Source organism: Porifericola rhodea, assembly GCF_030506305.1.
In the GTDB taxonomy this organism is placed as follows: domain Bacteria; phylum Bacteroidota; class Bacteroidia; order Cytophagales; family Cyclobacteriaceae; genus Catalinimonas; species Catalinimonas rhodea.
In genome coordinates, this window is sequence record NZ_CP119421.1 from 2,753,478 (window position 1) to 2,777,380 (window position 23,903).

At 42.9% G+C, this 23,903-nt stretch carries 13 protein-coding genes; 9 read left to right on the plus strand and 4 right to left on the minus strand.

What is annotated here, in order from left to right; all coding sequences use genetic code 11:
• The first annotated feature begins 43 nt into the window (after positions 1-43).
• The 7 genes from PZB74_RS11310 (at position 44) to msrB (ending at position 6,811) form a co-directional block, all read left to right on the plus strand.
• Positions 44-385, plus strand: coding sequence for an avidin-fold protein (locus PZB74_RS11310; protein WP_302236005.1), 342 nt, complete (start codon positions 44-46; stop codon positions 383-385).
• A gap of 7 nt (positions 386-392) precedes the next feature.
• Complete coding sequence (locus PZB74_RS11315; RefSeq protein WP_302236006.1) at positions 393-1,193, plus strand: PhzF family phenazine biosynthesis protein; 801 nt, start codon at positions 393-395, stop codon at positions 1,191-1,193.
• Between the two features lie 96 nt (positions 1,194-1,289).
• Positions 1,290-3,005 carry a GMC oxidoreductase gene (locus tag PZB74_RS11320; protein WP_302236007.1) on the plus strand — a complete coding sequence of 572 codons (1,716 nt, stop codon included), beginning with the start codon at positions 1,290-1,292 and terminating at the stop codon, positions 3,003-3,005.
• Between the two features lie 126 nt (positions 3,006-3,131).
• Positions 3,132-4,358 carry a permease gene (locus PZB74_RS11325; RefSeq protein ID WP_302236009.1) on the plus strand — a complete coding sequence of 409 codons (1,227 nt, stop codon included), beginning with the start codon at positions 3,132-3,134 and terminating at the stop codon, positions 4,356-4,358.
• A gap of 202 nt (positions 4,359-4,560) precedes the next feature.
• Positions 4,561-4,869 (plus strand): hypothetical protein, encoded by a 309-nt coding sequence (locus PZB74_RS11330; protein ID WP_302236010.1) that lies wholly within the window; start codon positions 4,561-4,563, stop codon positions 4,867-4,869.
• Between the two features lie 220 nt (positions 4,870-5,089).
• Positions 5,090-6,265: an MFS transporter gene (locus tag PZB74_RS11335; RefSeq protein WP_302236012.1), complete on the plus strand. Its 1,176-nt coding sequence runs from the start codon at positions 5,090-5,092 to the stop codon at positions 6,263-6,265.
• 93 nt (positions 6,266-6,358) lie between these two features.
• Positions 6,359-6,811 carry a peptide-methionine (R)-S-oxide reductase MsrB gene (gene msrB, locus PZB74_RS11340; protein ID WP_302236014.1) on the plus strand — a complete coding sequence of 151 codons (453 nt, stop codon included), beginning with the start codon at positions 6,359-6,361 and terminating at the stop codon, positions 6,809-6,811.
• A gap of 108 nt (positions 6,812-6,919) precedes the next feature.
• Here msrB and PZB74_RS11345 read toward each other — a convergent pair whose 3' ends face one another.
• From PZB74_RS11345 to PZB74_RS11355, 3 genes are all read right to left on the minus strand, one after another.
• Positions 6,920-8,029: a PorP/SprF family type IX secretion system membrane protein gene (locus tag PZB74_RS11345; protein ID WP_302236016.1), complete on the minus strand. Its 1,110-nt coding sequence runs from the start codon at positions 8,027-8,029 to the stop codon at positions 6,920-6,922.
• Positions 8,030-8,572: 543 nt separating this feature from the next.
• Positions 8,573-19,930, minus strand: a complete 11,358-nt coding sequence (locus tag PZB74_RS11350; protein WP_302236018.1) for a DUF8696 domain-containing protein — start codon at positions 19,928-19,930, stop codon at positions 8,573-8,575.
• A 555-nt stretch (positions 19,931-20,485) separates the two neighbouring features.
• The gene (locus PZB74_RS11355; RefSeq protein ID WP_302236021.1) at positions 20,486-21,301 is read right to left on the minus strand and encodes an aldo/keto reductase; all 816 of its coding nucleotides are present in this window, start codon (positions 21,299-21,301) and stop codon (positions 20,486-20,488) included.
• A gap of 114 nt (positions 21,302-21,415) precedes the next feature.
• Between PZB74_RS11355 and PZB74_RS11360 the strand changes: the two genes are divergently transcribed.
• Together PZB74_RS11360 and PZB74_RS11365 are read left to right on the plus strand one after the other, a co-directional pair.
• Positions 21,416-22,318 (plus strand): NAD(P)-dependent oxidoreductase, encoded by a 903-nt coding sequence (locus PZB74_RS11360; protein WP_302236023.1) that lies wholly within the window; start codon positions 21,416-21,418, stop codon positions 22,316-22,318.
• 107 nt (positions 22,319-22,425) lie between these two features.
• The gene (locus PZB74_RS11365; protein ID WP_302236025.1) at positions 22,426-23,244 is read left to right on the plus strand and encodes a sugar phosphate isomerase/epimerase family protein; all 819 of its coding nucleotides are present in this window, start codon (positions 22,426-22,428) and stop codon (positions 23,242-23,244) included.
• Here the strand turns inward: PZB74_RS11365 and PZB74_RS11370 are convergent.
• Complete coding sequence (locus tag PZB74_RS11370) at positions 23,201-23,752, minus strand: hypothetical protein (RefSeq protein ID WP_302236026.1); 552 nt, start codon at positions 23,750-23,752, stop codon at positions 23,201-23,203. The genes PZB74_RS11365 and PZB74_RS11370 overlap by 44 nt on opposite strands.
• Positions 23,753-23,903: the final 151 nt, after the last annotated feature.

Genomic DNA, 23,903 nt, shown 5'->3' on the forward strand with positions numbered 1-23,903 from the left:
TGGGCAAATTATCTTATTATTGCTGTCATAGTTTAGCAAGCCTATGCCATACAATCTGCACCACAAAAAATTCAGGGCCATCACCAATACAGACAATGGCGAAGTTAGTAGTCAAACCCTATTTCATTATCATCAGGAAGATGATTTGGTATGGGCTGTTTATCAGGGCGGAGGTATACGTAAAGGTACCTTGGTAGGTCAGTGGCGAGAAGGTAATCTTCTGGAGTTTCGCTACCAGCATTTAAGTACAGACGGAACGTTTAAAAGTGGAGAGTGTATATCCAGACCCGAACTGAAAGTAGACGGTAAACTCAGGCTGCACGAAACATGGCAATGGACGAGCGGAGACAAAAGCAGAGGCACATCTGTAATAGAAGAAATTTAAAATGACTATGGCAAAAACAATTCAGATAAGCCAGATAGATGCCTTTACGAATCAGGCATTTGGGGGTAACCCCGCAGCAGTATGTATAACGGACAAGCCTCTGCCAGAAGAGCTGATGCAGAATATAGCGATGGAAATGAACCTGGCAGAAACCGCTTTTTTGGTAAAAAAAGATGAGGGCTATCATCTTCGGTGGTTTACGCCGGCTACCGAGGTAAAGCTGTGCGGACATGCTACTCTGGCCAGCGCCTTTGTGCTTTGGCAAAAGGGTTTATTGTCTGCCGAAGAAGACGCGCTTTTCTACACTTTGAGCGGTGAGCTTAGAGCCAGCAAAGAAGGTGAATACATTGTACTGGATTTTCCGGCTACTCCCGCCCAAGAAGTAGATAACCCTCAGCTCAGCCAGCTTACAGCCGCCAAGCCGATATTTGTAGGCAAAAACGAATACGATTACCTGCTGGTGTTTGAGAAGGAAAAAGATGTGCTTGAGTTTAAGCCCGACTTCAACCAGATGGGTACTATAGAGTGTAGAGGTATTATTGTAAGTGCACCCTCATCAGATGGTATGCTAGACATTGTTTCCCGTTTTTTTGCACCTGCTTGCGGTATTAATGAAGATCCGGTTACCGGTTCTGCGCATTGTACACTGGCGCCTTACTGGTCAGCGGTAATGAACAAGAACGGACTAAAGGCCTATCAGGCTTCTGCTCGTGGAGGACATCTGGAGCTTGTACTTCAGGGAGACAGAGTGAAGCTCAAAGGCCAGGCCGTAGCTATTATGGAAGCCAGCCTGCTGTTACCCTCTTAATTTTACGGTCTTGTCAGATAAGTTTTCGCTATATTTCTGGCTGGTTTGCTATGCAAATGCTTATTAGATTTATCGGTTTAAAACTAAATTTCGTCTATGTATATTCAGGGTGACGCTAAAAAAGAAATGACCTACGATGCCATTGTTATTGGCTCAGGAATTAGTGGTGGCTGGGCAGCCAAAGAGTTGTGTGAGCAGGGGCTGAAAACACTGGTATTAGAAAGAGGCCGACAGGTAGAGCATGTCAAGGATTATCCTACCACAAATAAATTTCCGTGGGAGATACCTCACCGAGGACGTTTTACACCAGAGTTTGCCAAGGAGAACCCGATTGTAGATCGTTGCTACGCTTTTGATGAGGCTACCGAGCACTTCTTCGTCAAAGATAAGGAGCATCCTTATGTGCAGGAGAAGCCCTTTGACTGGATTAGAGGTTATCAGGTAGGAGGAAAGTCACTCATATGGGCCAGACAAACACAGCGCTGGAGCGATTATGAGTTTGAGGCTCCGGCCCGCGATGGTTTTGCGGTAGACTGGCCTATCCGTTACAAAGATCTGGCACCCTGGTACGCTCATGTAGAAAAATTTGTTGGCATCAGTGGTAATCGGGATGGTATAGATAATCTACCAGATAGTGAGGTGCTACCTCCTTTTGAGCTTAATTGTGTGGAGAAGCATATACGAGACAGAGTTAAAGAACAGTATACTGACCGTCAGGTAATTATTGGGCGTTGTGCTCACCTTACCGAGCCGCAGGAGATACACCTGCAACAAGGTAGGGGCAAATGCCAGGCACGGCACCTGTGTTACAGAGGTTGTCCTTTTGGAGCCTATTTCAGCTCAAATTCTTCTACCATTCCCTGGGCCTCTAAAACCGGCAATCTAACTTTACGCCCAGACTCCGTAGTACACTCAATCATTTACGATGAAGCCAAGGGCAAAGCCGTAGGTGTTCGGGTAATTGATGCACACTCTAAAGAGATGATGGAGTACTACGCACGTATTGTATTTGTTAATGCGGCAGCGCTTAACTCTAATTTAATTCTACTTAACTCTACCTCTAATCGTTTCCCTAATGGGCTGGGTAATGATAATGAGCTGCTTGGCAAATATGTAGCCTTCCACAACTATCGCGGTAGTATGCTGGCAACCTACGAAGGGTTTGAGGATCAGTACTATCATGGTCGCCGTCCCACTACGGCATTTATACCTTCATTCAGAAATGTGCGCCAGCAGGAAACCGACTTTTTAAGAGGATATATGGTGGCGTTTAGTGCTTCTCGTATGGGCTGGAATCGTGGCATGCAGGAGGCAGCACGTTTTGGCGGAGCGTGGAAAGATGAACTTTCTCAACCAGGGATGTGGCAGGTGTATATGATGATGCAGGGAGAGACAGTGCCCCGTGAAGAAAATCACGTACGACTGAGCGAAGACCAGAAAGATCCATTTGGTATACCACAGCTGGTAACCTCTATCAGCTATGATGATAATGATGAAAAAGTGCTACAGGATTTTATGGAGCAGGGCACAGAAATGCTGGAGAAGTCTGGCTGTGCAAATATTCGTACTATGGACAGTGGTCAGGCTCCCGGACTGGATATACACGAAATGGGCGGGGTAAGAATGGGTAAAGATCCTAAAAGCTCTCTGCTTAACCAATGGAATCAGCTTCACGAATGTAAGAATGTCTTTGTTACAGATGGGGCCTGCATGACTTCAGTAGGTAATCAGAATCCTTCACTTACTTTTATGGCACTTACTGCCCGTGCTGCCAATCATGCAGTAGAAGAAATGAAAAAAGGCAACTTATAGCAGGAAAGGCTCTCTTCTTTGATGTTTGAGGGCCTTAAGTTGCTTTTTCTCGCAAAGAAACATAACTGATGCCAAGCTGTTACAAAAGTTGTAGCAGTTCTATTTTTTGCAGTAACAAGTTTCTTTATGGACTCATTTTTTAAACAGTATGCAGAGGCCGCTACCACTTCATTAGGCTTTTTCTGGATGGCTCTCTGGGCATTTGTATTAGGTTATGCGGTAAGCAGCATGATACAGGTTTTTGTAACTCAGGAGCGCATGAAGCGCACTATGGGCCGAGCCGATAGTAAGTCTGTACTTTTGGGTACTTTTTTCGGTTTTATCAGCAGCTCGTGTAGCTTTTCTGCTTTAGCTACTACCAAATCCCTATTTAAAAAAGGAGCAGGTTTTGTGCCTTCTATGGCTTTTCTGCTGGCCTCTACCAATTTGGTCATTGAGCTGGGCATTATCATTTCTATTTTCTTAAGCTGGCAGTTTGTGGTAGGCGAGTATGTAGGAGGTATACTTCTGATCTTAATCTCATGGCTGCTGATACGGCTTACCAAGCCAAGTAAACTTATTAAAAAGGCAAGAGAAAGGCTAGGGCAGGGGGATGAGCATCAGATGGAAGAAACTAACTGGAAGAAGCGTATCCGCAGTATCCAGGGCTGGCAGCAAGTGAGCATGAAGTATTTTATGGAGTGGAAAATGGTCTGGAAAGATGTAACTGTAGGCTTTACTCTCGCGGGCATTATTGCTTCCTTTGTACCTTCCAGCTTTTTTGAGACCCTTTTTATTGGAAGTGGGGGCAGCGAACAAGCAGGTAGCTTAAGTTTTTTAACATTGCTGGAACATGTAGTAGTTGGCCCTCTGGCCGCTTTCTGTACCTTTATCGGCTCTATGGGTAATATCCCTCTGGCCTCATTGCTGTATAGCAATGGCGTGAGTTTCGCGGGAGTCATGGCTTTTATTTTTAGTGATCTGGTGGTTTTTCCAGTACTAAGAATAAATGCCAAATACTATGGATGGAAAATGTCACTCTATATACTTTTTCTTCTCTTTACAGCCTTAATTGCTACCTCTCTGCTCATGCATTATGGCTTTCTGTGGTTAGACATACTTCCGCAATCGCAAGGCAAAAGTGCTGCTGATCAAGACCACTTTAAAATAGATTATACCTTCTTTTTAAATCTGGCATTTCTAATTATTTCTGGCATTTTCGCCTATCTCGCTTTTGGCAAAAAAAATAAAGCGGGACATCATCATCATGAAATGGCAGATAAAGGCGCAGTAGAAACGGTGCTTAAGTACCTGGCTATTATTTCATATGTATGGCTGGCAGGTGGACTCATCGTTAAGTTTTTTGTTTTATAAAGCTTTACTATAGGTTTATTTGATGTAGAACTTCACCTCAATATGGGTATAAGTTTACAGACACTACTCATTAAATAAAATACGTTTTGTATGCTTGTATTCTATGTAACAGGTTGTTAGTTAGTGGTTTGTGTTATTTTCTTAGGCTCTGGCACAATTATTCTCAGTTTCATATACCACTAACCAACGCAAATTTTTTGATATGAAACTGAATATAATCGCAATAGCCGCTTTGACCATTTTTTCATTCAAACTAAGTCCAAGCCAGGCACATACAATAGAGAATTCAACTACTTTACAAGCAGTTGCTAGTGACCGTAACGAAATAGAGTACGAGAACTTACCTAATGCGGTAAAGATATCTTTTGAAGGATCTGAATACAGCGATTGGAAAATAGGTCGTGCCTACGAGGTAGATACGGATGGTTTTGTCCTTTACGAGATTTCTATTTCCAATGGAAATGATGCAAGAATTATTACCTATGATGCTGATGGAAATAGAATGGGCTAAGAGGCTTACTGTTTTAACTTAATACACACAAATTATATCGCATACATACAAATAGAGGAGCTGAATATCTTCCTTTATTAATTCAACTCTTGTCGTGTCGCTGACGAGAAAAATGAAAACCTGCTTTCTATTTTTGAGGGCAGGTTTTTTTGTGTACAGTTGCCAATCGGCGATCAGCAAAATACTATTTATATTGAACCCGATGATAAGATAGCTCCCTATGGTTAAAAGCAGAGACTGGATTTTAGTAATTATCGTATTTTCACAGTTTGCATGCACCTCTTTATGGTTTGCCAGTAATGCGGTTATGCCTGGGCTTATACAAGAATTTAACTTTGCGCTTAGCGATTTAGGAAGTATTACCTCAGCAGTTCAGTTTGGTTTTATTGTGGGAACGCTTAGCTATGCTTTGCTTACTTTGGCAGATCGTTTTTCCCCTTCCAAAGTGTTTTTTTTAAGTGCAGTAGCCGCTGCTGCTTTTAACTTAGGACTTAGCTGGGGAGAGCATAGCGTAATGTCAGTACTAGGGCTGCGCTTTGCCTGTGGTTTTTTTCTGGCAGGCATTTATCCGGTAGGCATGAAAATAGCCTCCGACTATTTTGAAACAGGCTTAGGCAAAGCTTTAGGTTATTTGGTAGGAGCATTGGTGTTAGGCACAGCATTTCCTCATTTGCTCAATAGCCTGGAGCTAAATTTTTCATGGCGTTTTATATTCTTCATCACCTCCGCACTAGCCCTAAGTGGAGGCTTGCTTATATGGTTGCTGGTGCCTAATGGGCCTTATCGTAAGCTTAGCCAGAAGCTCAAATGGTCTGCATTATTTAGCGTATTCAAAAATCGTAAATTTCGTATGGCTTCCTGGGGCTATTTTGGGCATATGTGGGAGCTGTATGCCTTTTGGGCTTTTATTCCTGTATTGCTTCTGCATTACCAGCAATTGCAGCAACAGGCACTGCGTGTTTCAGTGATTTCTTTTTTTACAATTGCTATCGGAGGCCTGGCTTGTGTTATCAGTGGGTGGGCTTCCCAGAAATATGGTAGTAAAGTTGCTGCCAGTATAAGCCTTTTAGGTTCTGGTGTTTGTTGCTTACTTTCTCCTTTAGCATTTTATATGCCTCCCGCCCTTCTATTAATATTTCTTCTGATCTGGGGTATGCTGGTAGTAGCAGACTCCCCTCAGTTTTCTGCTTTGGTAGCTCGTCATGCTCCTGCCTCAAATAGAGGTACCGCATTAACTATTGTCAACAGTATTGGGTTTTCAATTACCATTATAAGCATTCAACTTCTGAGTTTGCTACTTCATCATCTTGAAATACACTTTCTTTTTTTAGTATTAGTTGCCGGACCACTAGTGGGGCTTGCAGCTATGCGCAGGTTTGGTAAAGAAGAGTTTTAAGTCTGCTAAAGCTAAACATATAAACTGCTTTAGGAGTATAAAATAGTGCAGAGCAATTCATCTGTAATTGTATATCATTCAAACTTTTACGATATGATAGATTGGAATGACGTGATAAAATATGCCAATCAGGGCAGCCCAGAACCTGACCGTAGAGTAGAAAAAACTGATGATGAGTGGCGTAAAGAACTAAGTCCGGAGCAGTTTAGAATTACCCGCCTTAAAGGTACAGAAGCAGCTTTTTCAGGCGAGTTATGCCATGCGCACGATCCGGGGCAATATGCCTGCATTTGTTGTGGCACTGTACTATTTGACTCTACACTAAAATTTGAATCCAGCTCTGGCTGGCCAAGCTTTACCGAGCCCGCAAAAGATAATGTTATCAAATATGAAAAAGATACATCTTATGGAATGGTAAGGGTAGAGGTTATGTGCAATGTCTGTGATGGACACTTAGGGCATGTATTTCCTGATGGCCCTCCACCCAGTGGTTTACGCTACTGTATCAATTCAGAATCTATAAAGCTATTGAAAGAAGCTGAATAGCATTAACTGTTAGCAGACAGGATAGTAAGTTTTGTAAAGCTAAAAGCAAACCAACAGATAGTATTTATACCTCTCTCGGTTTGCTTTTTATTTATAGATAGTCACCTGTTACATATTGTCTAGAAGGAATGCAGGGCAAGGTATTTCTTTATACTTCACCTTTGGCTTGCGTCTCTTCAGGTTGTGAATTTTGTAAGCCAGGGAAACCTCGTGTGCTCCTCCTGAGCTTGGGCCCAGAGATGATACACTGATATCGTAGCTATACCCAAACTCTATCTGCTGATATTTCATGCCCACCAGAAAAATTAAGGCATCCTGGCTAATAGTGCTCTCTTCAATATTTTCTTTTGCTGGCATTCCTCTGTACCAAAGGCCTACCATTACCGGATCGTAATGGAAGTTAACCCCCAAATCTAACTGCTCTATACTTCCCTGCTTCTTCAGGATGAATGAAGGGGCAATGCTTGGGATTTTATTCTTTCTGAAAGGACCATTGTATAACCTTATTCTGGCTCCCCCATGTATAGAGGCTTTCATGGCTAGTTTACTGTTATCGCCGATCATGGTGATGTTAGGCTCGTTCATATGATAAGCGGAGATACCTGCCCAAAAGGTTTTACTGTACAACAAAAGGCCGGAACCAAAGTCAAAGTAGTCACTGTCTTTTAATGAGAAAACCAAAGGGTCGTTAGAAGGAGCGGAACCATCTCCGTAGGCAAGCTGGTCTAGCAAAACTACTTTGTCCTTATCAATACCACGAGAACCATACGCAAAGTGTAAGCCTGGTGTTAACACCCAGTCGTTAGACAATTTAATTTTGTAAGAATACAGAAAACCTATGTTGGTAGTACCCATGGCTACCGCGCCTGCCTTATCTACAGATGCCATTACCCCAAAACCGCTACGTGCGTCGCTCATATTATAGTCGTAAGAGAAAGCGTACGTTACGTAGCCATTGGCAATATTTCTCCACTGGTTTCTGTAGTTAGCTACAAAACGGTGCTCTTTCGTAGTTCCTGTAAAAGCGGGGTTTAGGTAAAGAGGGGCGGCGAAAAACTGGCTGAATTGAGGATCCTGTGCCTGAGCAGGTAAGGTGCTGATTATCTTAAATAGCACTATCACCAATGCTACTTTTATATAGAAATAGTGAAGTAATCTTGTGTTTTTATCCTCTGGAAGCGCAATAGCTATGTTTCTGAGATTTCTTGTAGGTTCCATAATTCAGACAGTGATGTGTACTACTCTAATATCATTGTATAGTTCAAATATATATAAAAATTGTTAAATAACATAAAACTTACACATGAATTATTTATATAAAATATATAAAAAGTATAAAAAATAAAGTATTGCAAGCTTAACGCATTGATCTGAAAGAATTTCTTACAAATGATATCTTTTATTACCTGAAAACCAGAGAATGAGGGAAGGCTTACATGAGCCAAATTTTGCAGATAGCGATTAGTATCAAGCTAAAAATGCAATAGCAAGAACTTATTAGCTAACGAAATAGGAGTAAAAGCCTAGAATCACCAACTTGAACTTAGATAGTGTAATTAAAGTTACTTATGATTGCTAGATTTAAATAATCATTAATAATGAGTATAATTTATTAGTTAAGGAATATATGCGGGGATAAAGACTGATGGCTGATTCTTAAACTTTTTGGATAAAATTACATACTCACAAAAAAACCAGCCTGGAATCAGGCTGGCTTTCTATCAACTCAAACCAAGTGCATCATTCTCTGATGCACCGTTATTACCGAATTAGTGTTACGTCTCCGTATTCAGTTTTTCGTTCACCATTGATGAACTTCATATCAATCTTGTAGTAGTAAACATCGGCAGGACAAAGTTCTCCCTGGTAATATCCATCCCAGCCCGAGAATTTATCTTTTCCGCTGAAGATTACTTTACCCCAACGATTGTAGATGGTCATAGACATTTCAGTAATTCCATCTATTATCGGAATAAAGATATCATTACTCAGGTCACCGTATTGATACTGCCCACCGCTTGGTCCTCTGGGGTCTGGCGTAAAGGAGTTAGGTATTCTGGTTTTGCCTGCTTCTGGTTCCTTTACAGATACAACTCGCTCAATTAGTAGGGTATCTGAACAGCCCTGCTCACTAAAAGCGATTAGCATAATGTCGTACTCTCCGGCTTCTGTATAAATATGTGAAGGTTCAAATTCTGTAGAGACAGTACCGTCCCCAAAATGCCACTCATAAGCTGTAGCGCCTATACTCTGGTTGATAGTGGTAATAGGTCTGTCTGGCAGATATACTGTAGGAGGGCCTGCACTAAAGATAGCCTGAGGACTCTGGTAAACTTCTACCAGAAACTCTTTCATAATTAGTTTATGCTCTCCAAAGATATTAGTTGCCTCCAGTTTTACAGAATATTTACCTGGTTGGGTATAAGTGTGTACCGGATGTTCCGCGCTGGATGTACCCGTGCCATCGCCAAAATCCCACTGGAAAGTAGACGGATCTACATAGTTAGACTCATTGGTAAAGGTAACCGTCAGTGGTCCACAACCTGCGTGGAAGTCAGCTTCAAACTCTACAAAGGGTAAGTCAGGATCAATATCAATCACTACGTACTCTTCGTACTCCTGGCTACATCCGTTTTTAGAAACAGTAAGCGTTACATAGTACTGTCCGTGAGTTTCGTAAGTATGCTCACCCGGATCTTTTTCTGTACTGCTTGTACCATCACCAAAATCCCAGAAGTAATCCCAGTCTCCTTCGTTTGTCATGTTCTCTATGCTAATAGTAGAGTTAGGGAGATTCTGATGCGTAGGGGTCACGCTAAAATATGGCTTTAGCTCAGGGTGAACAACGATCTCAAAAATCTCTGGTTCTGCCTGGCAGCGGTCAGTACTTGCCTCATACACTACTTCGTACGTAAGCGTTTCAGTAGTCAGGTTTGGCAAAATATACGATACTGACTTGCTGCTTCTTTCTTCCAGTACTTCCTGAGTACCTTTGACTCTATAGTACCAGCGATGAGACTGAGCACCAAAAGAGTTATTGGTAAAATGAACTAGCAGTGGCCCGCACCCTTCTTCTTTATCATGCTCTACTCTAATCTCTGGAGTAGGGTATACATGCACGCTGTTAGTAGCTCTATCAGTACAGCCTATCTCATCATGTGTTGCAATAAGCGTTACCTGATAGGTCATATCTCTACTACTGGTGTAGTTTACAAAAGTATGCTCAATTACAGCAGAATCGGCAGCAGTAGTAACCACATCTTCAGTTCCATCTCCCCAAACCCAGGTGTAGGTCACACCTTCCAGTATATTCTCATTCTTAAACTGTAGCGTATGAGGGCTACAAGCCGCATTGTCGCCTACTACGCTAAACTCAGCCACTGCATGTCCTACTTTTACTACTGCTTCCTGATCTGTTATATTCTGTGTACAACCATTTGCATCAGTCACTGACACCAACATATAGTTAGTAGTTTGTGAAGGCTGAACGTTGAGTATGCTCTCATAAGCTAAATTTTTGAGTGTATACTGCTGTATACCATCTGTATATACTACCTCAAAAGGCATCTTACCAGTCATATTTAGTATAAGGCTGGTCTTATTACCATCGCATATGTCTACTGTTCCTTCAATAGTAGCTGTAGGTAGCTCATTTACTTTGGTAACTATGCTGTTGCTCAACGACTGACAACCGTTAATGTCTGTACCTAATACGTACACCGTGTCACTGTCAACCAAAGTACTGCTTACAAAAGTATTTGCCGGAGAAGGTCCCTGTACAGCTATACCATTCAGGTAGAACTCGTAAAGGTCTGCGCCAGATGCTGTAAAGCTTACTTCCGTACCATCACAGATAGTATGGTTAGGAACAGAGCTTGTTAGCGATACTTCTGGTAAAGGATTGACAATCACCTCAATTTCATTAGAGGTAATAGATGCGCATTTTCCTGAGCTCACTTTTCTTACATAATAAGTTGTAGCTTCTAATCCTTGTGGAGGTTGATAGTCAGGAGAGTTAGCTCCTGCGATGTCCTGGTAAGGACCTCCACTCTGTAAAGATGACATCCACTGGTATGTATAATTACCATCTCCTCCCTGGGGTGCGCTATCTTCGTCTATTCTACCTGCCTGCTCACCGAAACATATCTCGGCAATACCACTTTGCCTGATGGAACCTGGCAAAAGGGTAGGCTGCACCGTTATCACGATAGGTTGGGCGTTAACAACTGGGGCATATACTCCAGAGTAGACCTCACGGATAAAATATGTGGTGTCTGTTAACCCGCTGCTAAAGCTTAAAAACTCATCTGTAGCGCCAGGGATGTTAGTGTAGGGGCCGGCAGCTTGGCTGGCAGATTTCCATTGATAAGTATATGTATTGTTACCACCTGTTGCCGGACTAATTTCCACTAAAGTTGCAGGTATGTCACCTTCACAGATGAGCTGGTCATTACCTACTGTACCTGGCTCCAGTGTAGATTCCACTGTAACTTTGACAATATTAGAATATGCCATCCCACAAACCCCTGCCTCTACTCTTCTACGATAGTAAGTAGTCTGTAACAGTCCTGAAGGTACGTCATATTCATTGGTAGTAGCTCCTGCAATATCGTTGAAGCTAATACTATCCGTAGAATACTGCCACTGGAAAGTGTAAGAGCCCGAGCCGCCAGAAACTGCTCCTGTTTCAATAAAGGCTGTAGGATCTCCACCCATTACAATGGACTGATCTCCACTAATACTCCCACCATCCAGAGTAGGGTCAACAATAATGTAGACCTCATTTGATAATTTGTTCTGGCATACTCCTGAGATCACTTCTCTAACAAAATATCTGCTTTTTGTCAGGGTGTCTGGAGCGTTGTAGGTAGCACCCGTAGCACCCACTATATCCTGATATGGTCCTCCGGACGTAGTTGATGATTTCCACTGGAAAGTGTAAACACCATTACCACCGCTAGGAGAAGTAGTAGAAGTAAATGGGTTAGTAACACTAGCTTCGCATATTCTGTCATTACCAGCAATCTGTCCAGCCTGTAAAGTAGGTTCAACAATTACTGTAATCTCGTTAGACAATTGTACAGCACACACCCCAGAACTTACCTCTCGTACATAGTAAGTAGTCTGAGTAAGTCCGGCAGGTACTGCATAATCTTTCTGTTTGGCTCCGGCGATATCCAGATATGGTCCACCAGCATTAGTAGCATACTTCCACTGGTAACTGTACATGCCTGTGCCACCATCTGCCGCATCTGACTCTGTAAATGCTGTAGGCACTGAACCTTCACAAATGGTTTGGTTACCACTTACTTTTCCGGCTGTTAGGGTAGGTTCAACGCTTACTTTGATTTCGTTTGACAGTTTGGCCCCGCATACTCCTGAACTTACTTCTCTTACATAATAAGTTGTTTGAGTGAGTCCGGCAGGTACATCGTACAAGCGGTTGGTCGCCAATGGAATATCAGTGTAAGGACCGCCAGCCGTGGTAGAAGACTTCCATTGATAGCTATACATACCCGATCCTCCGGATGCAGGTGTAGTCTCCAGGAAGATATTAGGGTCACCATTCTCGCATATCGTTTGATCCTGCTCAATAACTCCCGCTACTAGCGTGTCTTGTACGGTTATCTGTACCGGAGAAGTATATACTGCAGGGCTTACACCAGACTTTACTTCTCTGCGATAGTAGGTAGTAGTAGTAAGGACCTGAGTCGGTGAATAGTCTTTGTCGTTAGCTCCAGCAATGTTTACATAGCCCGTATTCTGGTCTGTAGACATCTGCCATTGGTAATTGTAAGAACCAGTACCCCCACTAGCCGGAGACAGCTCAGTAAGAGGTGCGGGAACAGAACCTGCACAGATAATCTGGCTAGAGCCAATCATGCCTGCTGCTGAAGAAGGCTCTACAGTTACAGTAATAACGTTGGACACTACCGGAGGACACACCCCAGAACTAACCTCACGCACAAAGTAGGTGGTCTGAGATAGATTACCGGCCTGGTAGGTAGCGCTATTGGCACCAAATATAATATTATAAGGACCAGCCATATTTGTGGCATATTTCCACTGATAAGTATAGCTGCCTGTTCCTCCACCTGCTGAGCTATCCTCATTGAACATAAGAGGAGCGGTATTGGCAGGTATAGTCTGGTCTACACTTATACTACCAGGCGTAAGTGTGGGCTCTACCGTAACTTTAATGGTATTGCTAAACTTTTCATCGCACACACCGGCACTTACTTTCCTACGGAAGAAGGTGGTGACAGACATAGGATTGCTCACCTGATAAGTTGCTGAAGTCGCTCCAGAAATATCTGAGAAAGGACCTAGTTCATTGCTCGCAGACTGCCACTGATAATTGTAAGCGTTATTTCCTCCACTCGCGGGGTTTTGTACAAAAGCTGTTGGCGTACTTCCTGCACAGATTGTCTGGTCTCCTCCTATGCTACCAGGATTAATGGTAGGTTCAACCTTTACTAATATCTCGTTAGAATACTTCTCTCCACATACGCCACCGCTTACTTTTCTTACAAAGTATGTCGTAGTATTCATAGGATTAGCTACCTGATAAGTGGCTGAAGTAGCCCCGGGCACGTCTGTGTACGGGCCTCCAGGAGTGTATGACCATTGCCACTGATAACTGTATGCTCCATTTCCTCCATCGGCGGCAGTTGTGCTTCCAAACATAGGAGGCACACTTCCCTGACAGATAGTATCGGACCCTACTATGCTTCCCGCCGTAAGTGTGGGTTCAACTTTAATAACTATCACGTTTGATTGCACCGGACCGCAACTTCCTGAGGTCACCTCTCTTACAAAATAGGTGGTGTCGCTAATACCTGCTGGCGGATCGTAAGAAGCATACACCGCACCAGGGATAGCAGTAAACGGACCACTAGCTTTGTCTGATGACTTCCACTGAAAGAGGTAGGTACCGCTACCTGCTCCACCGCTAGGTGAGGCAATAGAAGTGATTTCCGCTGGGTCTGCATTTTCGCAAACAGTTTGAGCACCAGCTATGCTACCCGGGTATAAGGTAGGCTGTACATTTACAGTAATCTCATTAGAGAAAGTTGAAGCGCAGCTTCCTGAAGATACTTTTCTACGATAAGTAGTAGTGTATTCAATTCCAGGGGGTACATCATAAGTCTCGGCAGTAGCCCCGGCTATATCAACAAATACACCGCTACCTATTTTTTCCTGCCACTGATAAGCAAAAGTGCCGTTTCCTCCACTTGGTGTCATACTGCTGCTGAAGGCTACAGGGTCTCCTTGATAGCATACGGTTTGGCTGCCTGCAATAGTTCCTCCTACTAAGGTAGGCTCTACAATTACCTCTATCACATTTGAAAGACGAGGTACACATTCTCCTCCGCGAACTTCGCGTACATAGTAAGTAGTACTATTTAGTCCGGCAGGTACATCATATGTGGCATTGATAGCTCCACTAATATCTGCAAATGGCCCGGATGCATTGTTAGATGATTTCCACTGGTATTGATAGCTACCAGAGCCTCCCTGTGGAGCTGTAGTCTCGGTAAAGGCTATAGGATTTCCTCCCTGGCATATTGTCTGATCACCGGCAACCACTCCTGGGTCAATCTCTTCTTCAACCGTAACAGTAATTACATTTGAGCTTACCCAAGGAGCCACCCCAGATTGCATCTCACGTTTGTAATACGTTGTCACGCTAAGAGGCGCGCTAGGGGTGTACCCTGTGCCATTCTCTGAAGGAATAATGGTAAAGTTTATACCATCTACAGAATATGACCAACGGTACTGGTAGGTTCCGGTTCCACCACTGGCAGGATCTTTTTCTACCAAAGGCGCCGGAATACTGTTTGTACAAATCACCTGATTATCTTCTATAGTACCTGCTGCTGCAGAAGCTTCTACAGTTACCTTTACTACATTGGAAGTTACAGGAGCACATACACCACCTGACACTACTCTTCTAAAGAATGTAGTTGTAGATAGTGCGGCAGGTTGAAATTCTGCAGTAGTAGCCCCGGCAATATCGCTGAAATTAGTACCTGTGCCAGTTGCTTTCTGCCACTGGTATTGGAATCCTGTGATTCCATCTCCGTCAGTTATGCTAGACAGTTTAGCAGGTGTGGCTCCGGCCACTATAGTCTGATCGGTTCCGATTGTACCTGCTTTAAGTTCAGGCTCAACCACAACTTCAATAGGAGTAGTAATTTGCTCCCCGCATACTCCGCTGTTTACTTTTCTTCTGTACCAGGTGGTTGTGCTAAGCGCGTTGGTTTCTTCATAAAGTGCAGCATTAGCTCCTGGAATGTCTGTATAGGTAGTACCGCCATCTACAGATTTTTGCCATTGATAGGTGTAGCTGCCGTTTCCGTTTGTTGCGGGGTTTTGCGTAAACGCGCTAGGTAGTGTGCCCTCACAAATGGTTTGCGTACCACCGATAGAACCTGCTTGTAGCTGAGGCTCTACCGTGATAGTCACATTATCTACAACAGACTCACAACCGGTGCTGCTATCAGTAACTTTAAGAGAGTATGTCCGAGTGTAGGTTATCGTAGCTGTAGGGTTAGCCAGAGTAGCATCATCCAGTCCACTGGCCGGAGTCCATAGATAAGTGTAGTTTCCAGAACCACCGCTGGCAGATGGAGCCCCTCCAAGCATGATGGAACTACCCTCACATATTGTCTGATCAGCTCCGGCATCTGCCACTGGAAGCTGGTAAGAGCTGATGCTTATCTTTTGAGTAGCCGCAGTACAACCATTATTGGTTTCCGTTACGCTTAACTCTCCAATCCACTCATTACTTCCGAAGTCTAAAGAAATTAGATTGTCACTTGAGCCACCACCGTATTTAATACTTGGTGCATTTAGAGCAGGTGTAATAACCCAATTGTAAGTAGAGCCACTATGTGCGTCTACCTGATATAGTACGTTTTGTGTATTTACGCAGACTTCAGTTTTTCCGGTAATGCTTGAGGTTGCAGGCGCATCTTTGAAAGCAAGGCTCACAAAATCTACCGATGAACCACAGCTGCCATTGGTCAAAGTCCAACGGAAGGCGTAGTTACCAAAACTGCTTACCGTAATAGCCGTATTAGGGTCGGTATCATCTGCGAATACTACAGTTCCAGGTCCACTTTCTTTTACCCACTTTCCCGTTCCTACTGAAGGAGTTGCAGCATTCAGGTTATAATTAAGTCCGCAAATGGCATTGTCTGGACCAGCATCAGCAGTACTAATTTGGGGGTTAACTTTGATAGTAATTTCTTCAGTAGTTCCGGTACAGCCGTTTGCAATAGGAGTTACGCGGTATGTAACTTCTTCCTGGCTAGTGCCACTATTAGTTAATGTTTGGCTGATGCTGTTCCCGGAGCCTGAAGCCGCACCACTGATTTTAGCAGGATCACTCACTACTACTGTCCAGCTATAGCTGGTAGAAGCTACAGAACTCGTAAAACTAATGTTAGCATTGTCTCCACTACAGATTTCTGAGTTGGCAGCAGTAAGGCTTAACTGTGGTGTGGGCTTAACGTCTATAGAAAAGTCCTTACTTTCTCCACTACAGCTATTTGCTTCAGTAGTGATATGGTAAGTAACCGTTTGTACTACATTGCTGGTATTAGTTAGTGTTTGTAGAATTTGATCACCACTACCGGGAGTAGCTCCGCTTAAGCTAGGGTCGCTCATGCTAACTGTCCAATTGAAGATGGTACCACTCACATTGGACAACAGGCTTATGTCGGTAGTTTCTGTATTGCATATCTCTGCCGAAGCCGCATTTATCGTGAGCTCAGGTCTGGGGTTAACCGTTATCTCTACATCTTCACTGGCACCGGCGCATCCATTAAAATATGGAGTAATGGTATAAGTTACCTTTTGAGGGCTATCCGAGCTGTTGTTAATGGTTTGCTTGATGGCAGTGCCGCTATTATCTGTTGCAGTCAGACTGGGGTGAGTTTTAGAAACGACCCAGCTAAATGTAGTACCACTAACGTTGCTGCTTAAGCTTATATCCGTCTCTTCTCCTGAACAGATTGCATTAGCAGCTACAATTGTAGATAATACTGGTGTGGGCTGTACAGTGATAGTAATTTCCTGACTGGGGCCATCACATCCATTTGCTGAAGGCACTACTATATATTTTATAGTTTGTGCTACATTACTAGTATTGCTTAAAGTATGTTCAATTTTATTACCACTTCCATTTGTTGCTCCTGTCAGCGATGCATCAGATACTACAGTAGTCCAGTTAAAGCTGGTGCCACTTACAGCACCACTTAAGCTGATGTCCGTTTGCTCTCCATCGCAAATAGTAGTAGCTGCTGCATTGATCGTTACGTCAGGTGAAGGGTTTACTGTAAATGTTACATCCTGGTAGTCTCCTTCACATCCATTAGATACAGGGCTTACTCTGAATGTTACATTTTGTGGGGTTGAGCCATTGTTAGCAAGTTGTTGACGGAATTCTGTGCCACTAATGTTATTCTCGTCATTAGCTCCGGCAATATTTCCATCTTTGCTAATTACCCTCACATTAAAGGTGCTGCCCGTAATATTACTACCTAAACCAATTACAGCATCTTCGTTATGACAAATATCGTTGTCGGATACTGTTAGAGTAAGCACCGGCTGAGGTTTAATATTGATACTGAAAGATGAGCTTCCGCCATCTCCACAGCTATTACGACCGAACACGCTTATGTTATGTGCTCCTGCAGCAGTACCGCTGAAATCTACGGTGATACTTCTGCTGTTACTACCAGAGGTAATACTGGCTCCGGCAGGTAAATTCCAGATATAGTCGTCTGCGTTTTTGATATCCGGCACATTAAAGTTAATGGCGCTCTCTTTTTCGCAAAACTCATTGGTTCCTGCTATAGCACCGGCATTATCAGGTTTTCCGGGACTGATAATTACAGAGAAGTCTTTAGTAGTACCTTCACAACCATCTTTATAGGGAGTAATATGATAAGTAACAGTACCAGGCACAGTACCGCTATTTACTAATACATCGCTGATTTTATCGCTGCCAATGGTTTGTCCGCTGGCGTTACTTGTCATTCCACTAATAGGCCCTGTTACTGTGGTAGTCCACTTAAAAAGTGATCCGCTCAATACCGCAGAGGGTATAAACTCAGCAGTTTCGTTTGAGCAAATAGTCAGATTATAGTAGGATGCAGCATTGTCTAACTGAGGGGTAGGCTTTACATCTACAGTAATGCTGTAGGGGGTAGATGTGCTATTACAGCCTTCTGCTACTACCTCAATAGTTGCTGTTCCAGTAAATCCTGGTGCCCAGTTAACCGTAGCTGTGGTTGAACTACCTGAGATGGTATTGCCCGCACCGCTAACGGTCCAGATGTAATTAGTTGCATTAGCCGCGGAAGTAGTATATGTACCGGAGGTAGTACCCTGGCATACTTCCGTATCTCCTGCAATAGCACTAGGGTTACCTACTACAGGAGTTACATTTACATTGATACTTTTAGATTTATCAGTTCCGCAGCCCTGGGCAGTCACTTTAACCGTGGCCATACCGGTAAAAGCACTATTCCAGCTTACTAGTCCGCTGTTATCAATACTACCGGCACTTGCAGGTGAAAGCTCCCAAAGGTAGCTATCCGCATAGTTTGCACTCGCGGTATATTGCGTGCTTCCATTACCCTGGCAACGGCTAAGAACAGGAGCGCTAAAGTTAGGCGTTCCTACATTTGCTTTTACTTCCACAGTCTGCCAGGCAGAAGTATTAGTACAGGCATTGGGCGTATTGGCAACTAATCTTACTACATATTTAGCGGTTGCACCACTTCCAAAATAAGGAAGGCTAGCAGTAATATCTTTTGCAGTAGAGGCATACCCGCCAATGTTGTTTCCATTGACGTTAACTCTTTGTCCGCTGGCATTATTCTTTCTGATTTCCCAGTTCCAGTTGGTACCAGCAGGCACATTAAGAGAGTTGTTAGTAAAACTGATACTTGTATTTTCGCACTGAGCAGCCGCAGGAGTAAAAGAAAAATCTGCTACAGGCTGAGGGAGAATATCAATTTCTTTAGTAATAGTAGTAATACAGTTTCCTGTATTTCCAGTAATTCCACCATCTGTTACTGTTAAGCTTACTGTATATTTGCCTGTACTACTATAGGTTTTGGTAGGATTGGCAGCTGTAGACGTGGTGCCATCACCAAAATCCCATGCGTACTGCATGCCAGCAGAGCTAAGATTGGTAAACTGCACACTATTGTTTACACAGGCAGGGTTATTATCAAAGCTAAAGTCTGCCTGAGGAGCATCAACAATGCGGATATATACAGTTTTACTTACCGGAGCATTTCCGGTGGGGTTGCCTGATGCGTCTTCATAGGGGTTACAGCTATTCCAGTTGTTAAGGGTAAGCTCAAATACCTCTCCTGTTTTAGTGGTTTCCGGAACGGTAATATTCAGAGACTGTACTCCTGATGAGGTTGCTGCCTTATCGATGTGTACAGGGGTTTGAGAATAAGGGAAACTTCTGTTTACTCCATTAATTTTAACATCACCAGTAATTGTGCTATTAGTACCATACTCCCACTGTATCCATCTTCCCACATTATAAGGGTGATCAGGGGCTAAACAGGTAAAGGTGGTAATGTCTGTGAAGTTAACGGTTGTAGTATTGCCTGCACAAATTTCGTAATACTCTTCGTCGGTTTCTAAACCATTGCCCAGAACATTATCGGTGTCCCAAACATCTACATTAACTTCTATAGTGTTAGCGTCTTCATCACAGTCCGTACCATCTACTCTTAAGAAGGCTGAAGCCTCATAGATACATTCACCATCATCTTTGGGGTAGGTATGAGGTACTGTAGCTTCATATTTTCTGAATGAAGGTAATGCTGAGGGATTGCTACAGACTAATGCAACAACTTCAAGAGGAGATCCATCTCCCCAGTCAATCACTACTTCGTTTGTACGACTATCATTTAGTCCGAAATACCAGACATTCCAATAAACTTCTGAGGGTGCACATAGCTTACTCTGGTCTCTGGGCATGGCATTACCCTTACCGGAGTTATAACATATCTGTGCATTTGCTTCAAATACTGCCAGTTGCAGTAGAAGCCAAATGAGTAGGGTAGACAGGTTTTTCATAAGCTTGGATTTGAATAATTCATTTCATCCGCTTATCTGATGCGGCTTAACTTTTGCAAGTTATTTCAAAAATTAATAAAATATATTAGAATAGTGCAATAAATATTACATCATACTTAAGCTTAATTTATTGTCTTATTCAAAGAAGGGGTTGAGTGGTGTTCCTGTCAAAAACCTAAAAAAACTTAATAGTTTTAAGGGGAGGGTTTTGTTGTAATATACAGATAATCAATATATTATAATGTTTTTGAAACTTATAAGTACGTAATTTTAGTAATCTACATTAACAAAGGGCGTGTATTGAAAATTACTCATTTGTACAAAAATGAGGACTTATTATAATTCAAACTATTGATAAAAATTGTACTTTTCTAATTTTGAGTACAGATATAGATAATATTAGCTTTCTACTCTTAATTAGTAATACATGCCTAATAGATAGGTATGCTTGCAAAGAAAGCTTAGGTAAAAAAGGAAGGTATGTTGGAAGAATAGCCTGTTAGAATAAAGTGAAAAATGAAGAATGCTGAAACGCTCAGCATTCTTACCAAAGGTTTAGCAAGTCCAGTCAGGAGCCCAGTCCGGGTTGATCATACGATTGTCACCCCTCTTTTCAGAGATCTGTTGCATTTCTTCAGAAGTTAGCTCAAAATCAAAAACGTGTAGGTTTTCTTTACGTCTTTCTCTTTTGCTTGAGCGAGGTATCGCAGCTACATCGGTTTGCTGCATATGCCAGCGAAGCGCTATCTGGGGCGCAGTTTTATTGTATTTTTTGCCTATCTCCTGTAAAACCTCGTCCTCTAGAACTTTCCCTTTAGCAATAGGGCAGTAAGCTGTTAGAAATAATTTATGCTGGGCCATCTTCTGCATCAGTGTACTCTGGTCTAGATAAGGATGGTATTCTACCTGATTACAAATAATAGGTGCCAGCTTTATGGCTTCATCTATTAGAGCTGGAGTAAAATTACTAACTCCAATGTGCTTCACTTTGCCTTCTTCTTTGAGTTTACTCATAGCTTCCAGCGACTCCTCAAGAGGAACATTATCATTAGGCCAATGGATGAGCAACAAGTCTATATAGTCAGTTTGTAAACGGCGGAGGCTCTTGTGAGCGGCTTCCTGTAGTGCTTTACTTTTTAAATTGGTGTACCATACCTTGGTGGTTAAAAAAAGGGAGGTGCGGCTCACTTCTGACTCCTGTATGCCTTTGCCCACCTCATCTTCATTCTCGTACATTTGTGCGGTATCAATATGGCGGTAGCCCAGGCTGATAGCGTCTTTCACTCCTTCTATACAATCTTTGCCTCTTATGTTATAAGTTCCAAAACCTAAGGCTGGAATTTTGCTTTCTTCAATATCTATAAATTTCATGTGTTGGCTAGCTTGTTTATGATTTACAGCTTTAACTCTTCAGGTTAGCACATGTTTGATTAGTTTGTTACTTTCAGTCGCCAAGCATGTAAGAACCAGAAATGTAAATGACATATGCTCAAACTAGATAAGAAAACTACAATAGGATGGATAGGGACCGGTGTAATGGGGGCTTCTATGCTCTCATTATTACAAAAAGAAGGATATCCCACTTTAGTTTACAATCGTACCCGGTCCAAAGCCCAGCCTCTATTAGATGCCGGTGCTCAATGGGCTGATACCCCTGCGGAACTTGCCGCCCAGGCGGATATTATTTTTACAATTGTTGGTTTTCCTGCCGATGTGAGGGAAGTATACCTGGGAGAAGATGGGGTGCTTTTTAAAGTGAAGGAAGGTAGCATAGTAGTAGACATGACAACTACCGAACCCAGCTTGGCCGAAGAAATTTATGTGGCCGCAAAAGAGAAAGATGTTTACGCTATAGATGCCCCGGTCTCGGGAGGAGATGTGGGGGCCAGAAACGGTACCCTTTCTATTATGATAGGTGGCGATCAGGCAGCGGTAGATACCGTAATGCCTCTTTTTCAGATTATGGGTAAAAATATAGTATATCAGGGCAGTGCTGGAAAAGGACAGCATACCAAAATGTGCAATCAGATTACCATTGCAGGCACTATGATTGGAGTTTGTGAAAGCCTGCTCTATGGCTACAAAGCTGGTTTAGATTTACCAACCATGCTCAAATCTATAAGTGGGGGAGCGGCCGCCTGCTGGACGCTGGATAACCTGGCGCCACGAATTGTAGACCGAAATTTTGATCCCGGCTTTTATGTAGAACATTTTATCAAAGATATGGGCATAGCGCTAGAAGAAGCAAGCCGTATGGGACTCGCCTTACCCGGTCTGGCTCTGGTAAAGCAGATGTATGAAGCCGTAAAGGCTCAGGGGCATGGAAAACTAGGCACTCAGGCGTTAATTTTGGGGCTTGAGGCTCTATCAAACTACAGAGCTGTCTAAAAAGAGGGTAGCGCAGCTTTTAGACCTTATACTAACTAGAAGGTTGGAGTTGTGCTTTTCACAAGTATTCGTGCTAATATTGCTCACAGCTAAACCACAAAACTACTATGGATATACAATTTTTTTGCCCCCGCTGGGGGAGTGCGGACTTACCGTATGAGGCATTTTTTGAAAATGTAAAGTCTGCCGGATATGACGGGGTAGAGATGGATTTACCCCTGGATGAAGTTCAGAGGGATGAGATCGTAGAGTTAATGAAGCAGTACAATCTTTTACTGATCGGGCAGCATTGGGAGTGTACCATGTCTCCTACGGCAACCTACGAAGCAGACTACGAAAAATACCTGAGAAATCTGGCGGCGGTAAAGCCTCTCTTTATCAATTCTCAGAGTGGAAAAGATTTTTTTACACAGGAGCATAATGAGTCTATTATTCGTTTGGCTGATCGTATCTCAGACGAAACGGGTGTAGCCATTGTACACGAAACGCATAGAGGTAAATTTTCTTTTGCCCTTAACCTGATGGAGAGTTATCTGCAAAATTTGCCAAACCTTAGGCTATGTGCAGACTTCTCCCATTGGTGCGTAGTATCTGAGTCTTTACTGGAATCAGCTGAGCAGGAAGCCATGCTAGAGGCAGTATATGATCGTGTTGACCATGTACATGCCAGGGTAGGCTTTTCTCAGGCACCTCAGGTTTCTGAGCCTAAAGCACCGGAATTTAAAGAAGCTCTGGACAGACACCTAGGCTGGTGGGATAAAATTGTAGAGATAAACCGAAAGAAAGGCAAGGAAAGGTTAACCGTAACTCCTGAGTTTGGTCCGGCACCCTACATGCCTCAGTTGCCTTTTGTGCAGGAGCCCCTTACCAACCAGTGGGAAACTAATCGTTATATGATGAATCTGCTGAAAGATCGCTACCTCTAGGCATCGCCAGCAAAGGAAACTGCTGCTTAAAAGCCATATACAATCGCCCACCTAATTGATGTGCTTCTTTTTCCCAGGGGCGCTCATGGTGGGCTATTTTATAGATTTTCTTATAGTACCACCCTTTCCAGCTGTAGTTAGCGCTACCATTTTCTTTTACCAGTTTTCCTTCTACAAACTGTTTAGCATGAACCATCTCATGTGCCAAGGTGTGTAGTTGTTCACTCCGTTTCATATCTTGGTTAATCGTAATCAATACCTGATGCCCACCGCCGATATCGCTGGCATTATTATATTGTGTATAGCCTCTGATTCCTTTGCTGACATTACTTTTTAAGCTAATAATGATATTAACGCTACTGTCTAAGCCAAGCTTGTCTGCATAAAAAAGAGCATGCTGTTCCAGTTCATCCACAGAGTAATCATTTTTTACTCTAATTATAGCATGTGCTACAGCAGTGTTTTGTATGCAGAGGACAAAGAGGAAAGAAATAAGCAATATGTTCATGGTGAAAAATTAGTTTAAAGACTAGCATACTATTGCTATACCATGTAATTAAAAATCTGAAAATCAACATATTACGAGAGTGGGTATTTTAAGGGTCTGCTCGCCCTTGGACAGTAATTATCCATTTTCGTACAGCTTAGTGTATTAAGCT

Coding starts and splice junctions, on each gene's coding strand:
- PZB74_RS11355 (WP_302236021.1), bottom strand. CDS start 21,301: ATGAAATTTATAGATATTGAAGAAAGCAAAATTCCAGCCTTAGGTTTT.
- PZB74_RS11310 (WP_302236005.1), top strand. CDS start 44: ATGCCATACAATCTGCACCACAAAAAATTCAGGGCCATCACCAATACA.
- PZB74_RS11325 (WP_302236009.1), top strand. CDS start 3,132: ATGGACTCATTTTTTAAACAGTATGCAGAGGCCGCTACCACTTCATTA.
- PZB74_RS11370 (WP_302236026.1), bottom strand. CDS start 23,752: ATGAACATATTGCTTATTTCTTTCCTCTTTGTCCTCTGCATACAAAAC.
- PZB74_RS11335 (WP_302236012.1), top strand. CDS start 5,090: ATGGTTAAAAGCAGAGACTGGATTTTAGTAATTATCGTATTTTCACAG.
- PZB74_RS11345 (WP_302236016.1), bottom strand. CDS start 8,029: ATGGAACCTACAAGAAATCTCAGAAACATAGCTATTGCGCTTCCAGAG.
- PZB74_RS11315 (WP_302236006.1), top strand. CDS start 393: ATGGCAAAAACAATTCAGATAAGCCAGATAGATGCCTTTACGAATCAG.
- PZB74_RS11330 (WP_302236010.1), top strand. CDS start 4,561: ATGAAACTGAATATAATCGCAATAGCCGCTTTGACCATTTTTTCATTC.
- PZB74_RS11320 (WP_302236007.1), top strand. CDS start 1,290: ATGTATATTCAGGGTGACGCTAAAAAAGAAATGACCTACGATGCCATT.
- msrB (WP_302236014.1), top strand. CDS start 6,359: ATGATAGATTGGAATGACGTGATAAAATATGCCAATCAGGGCAGCCCA.
- PZB74_RS11360 (WP_302236023.1), top strand. CDS start 21,416: ATGCTCAAACTAGATAAGAAAACTACAATAGGATGGATAGGGACCGGT.
- PZB74_RS11350 (WP_302236018.1), bottom strand. CDS start 19,930: ATGAAAAACCTGTCTACCCTACTCATTTGGCTTCTACTGCAACTGGCA.
- PZB74_RS11365 (WP_302236025.1), top strand. CDS start 22,426: ATGGATATACAATTTTTTTGCCCCCGCTGGGGGAGTGCGGACTTACCG.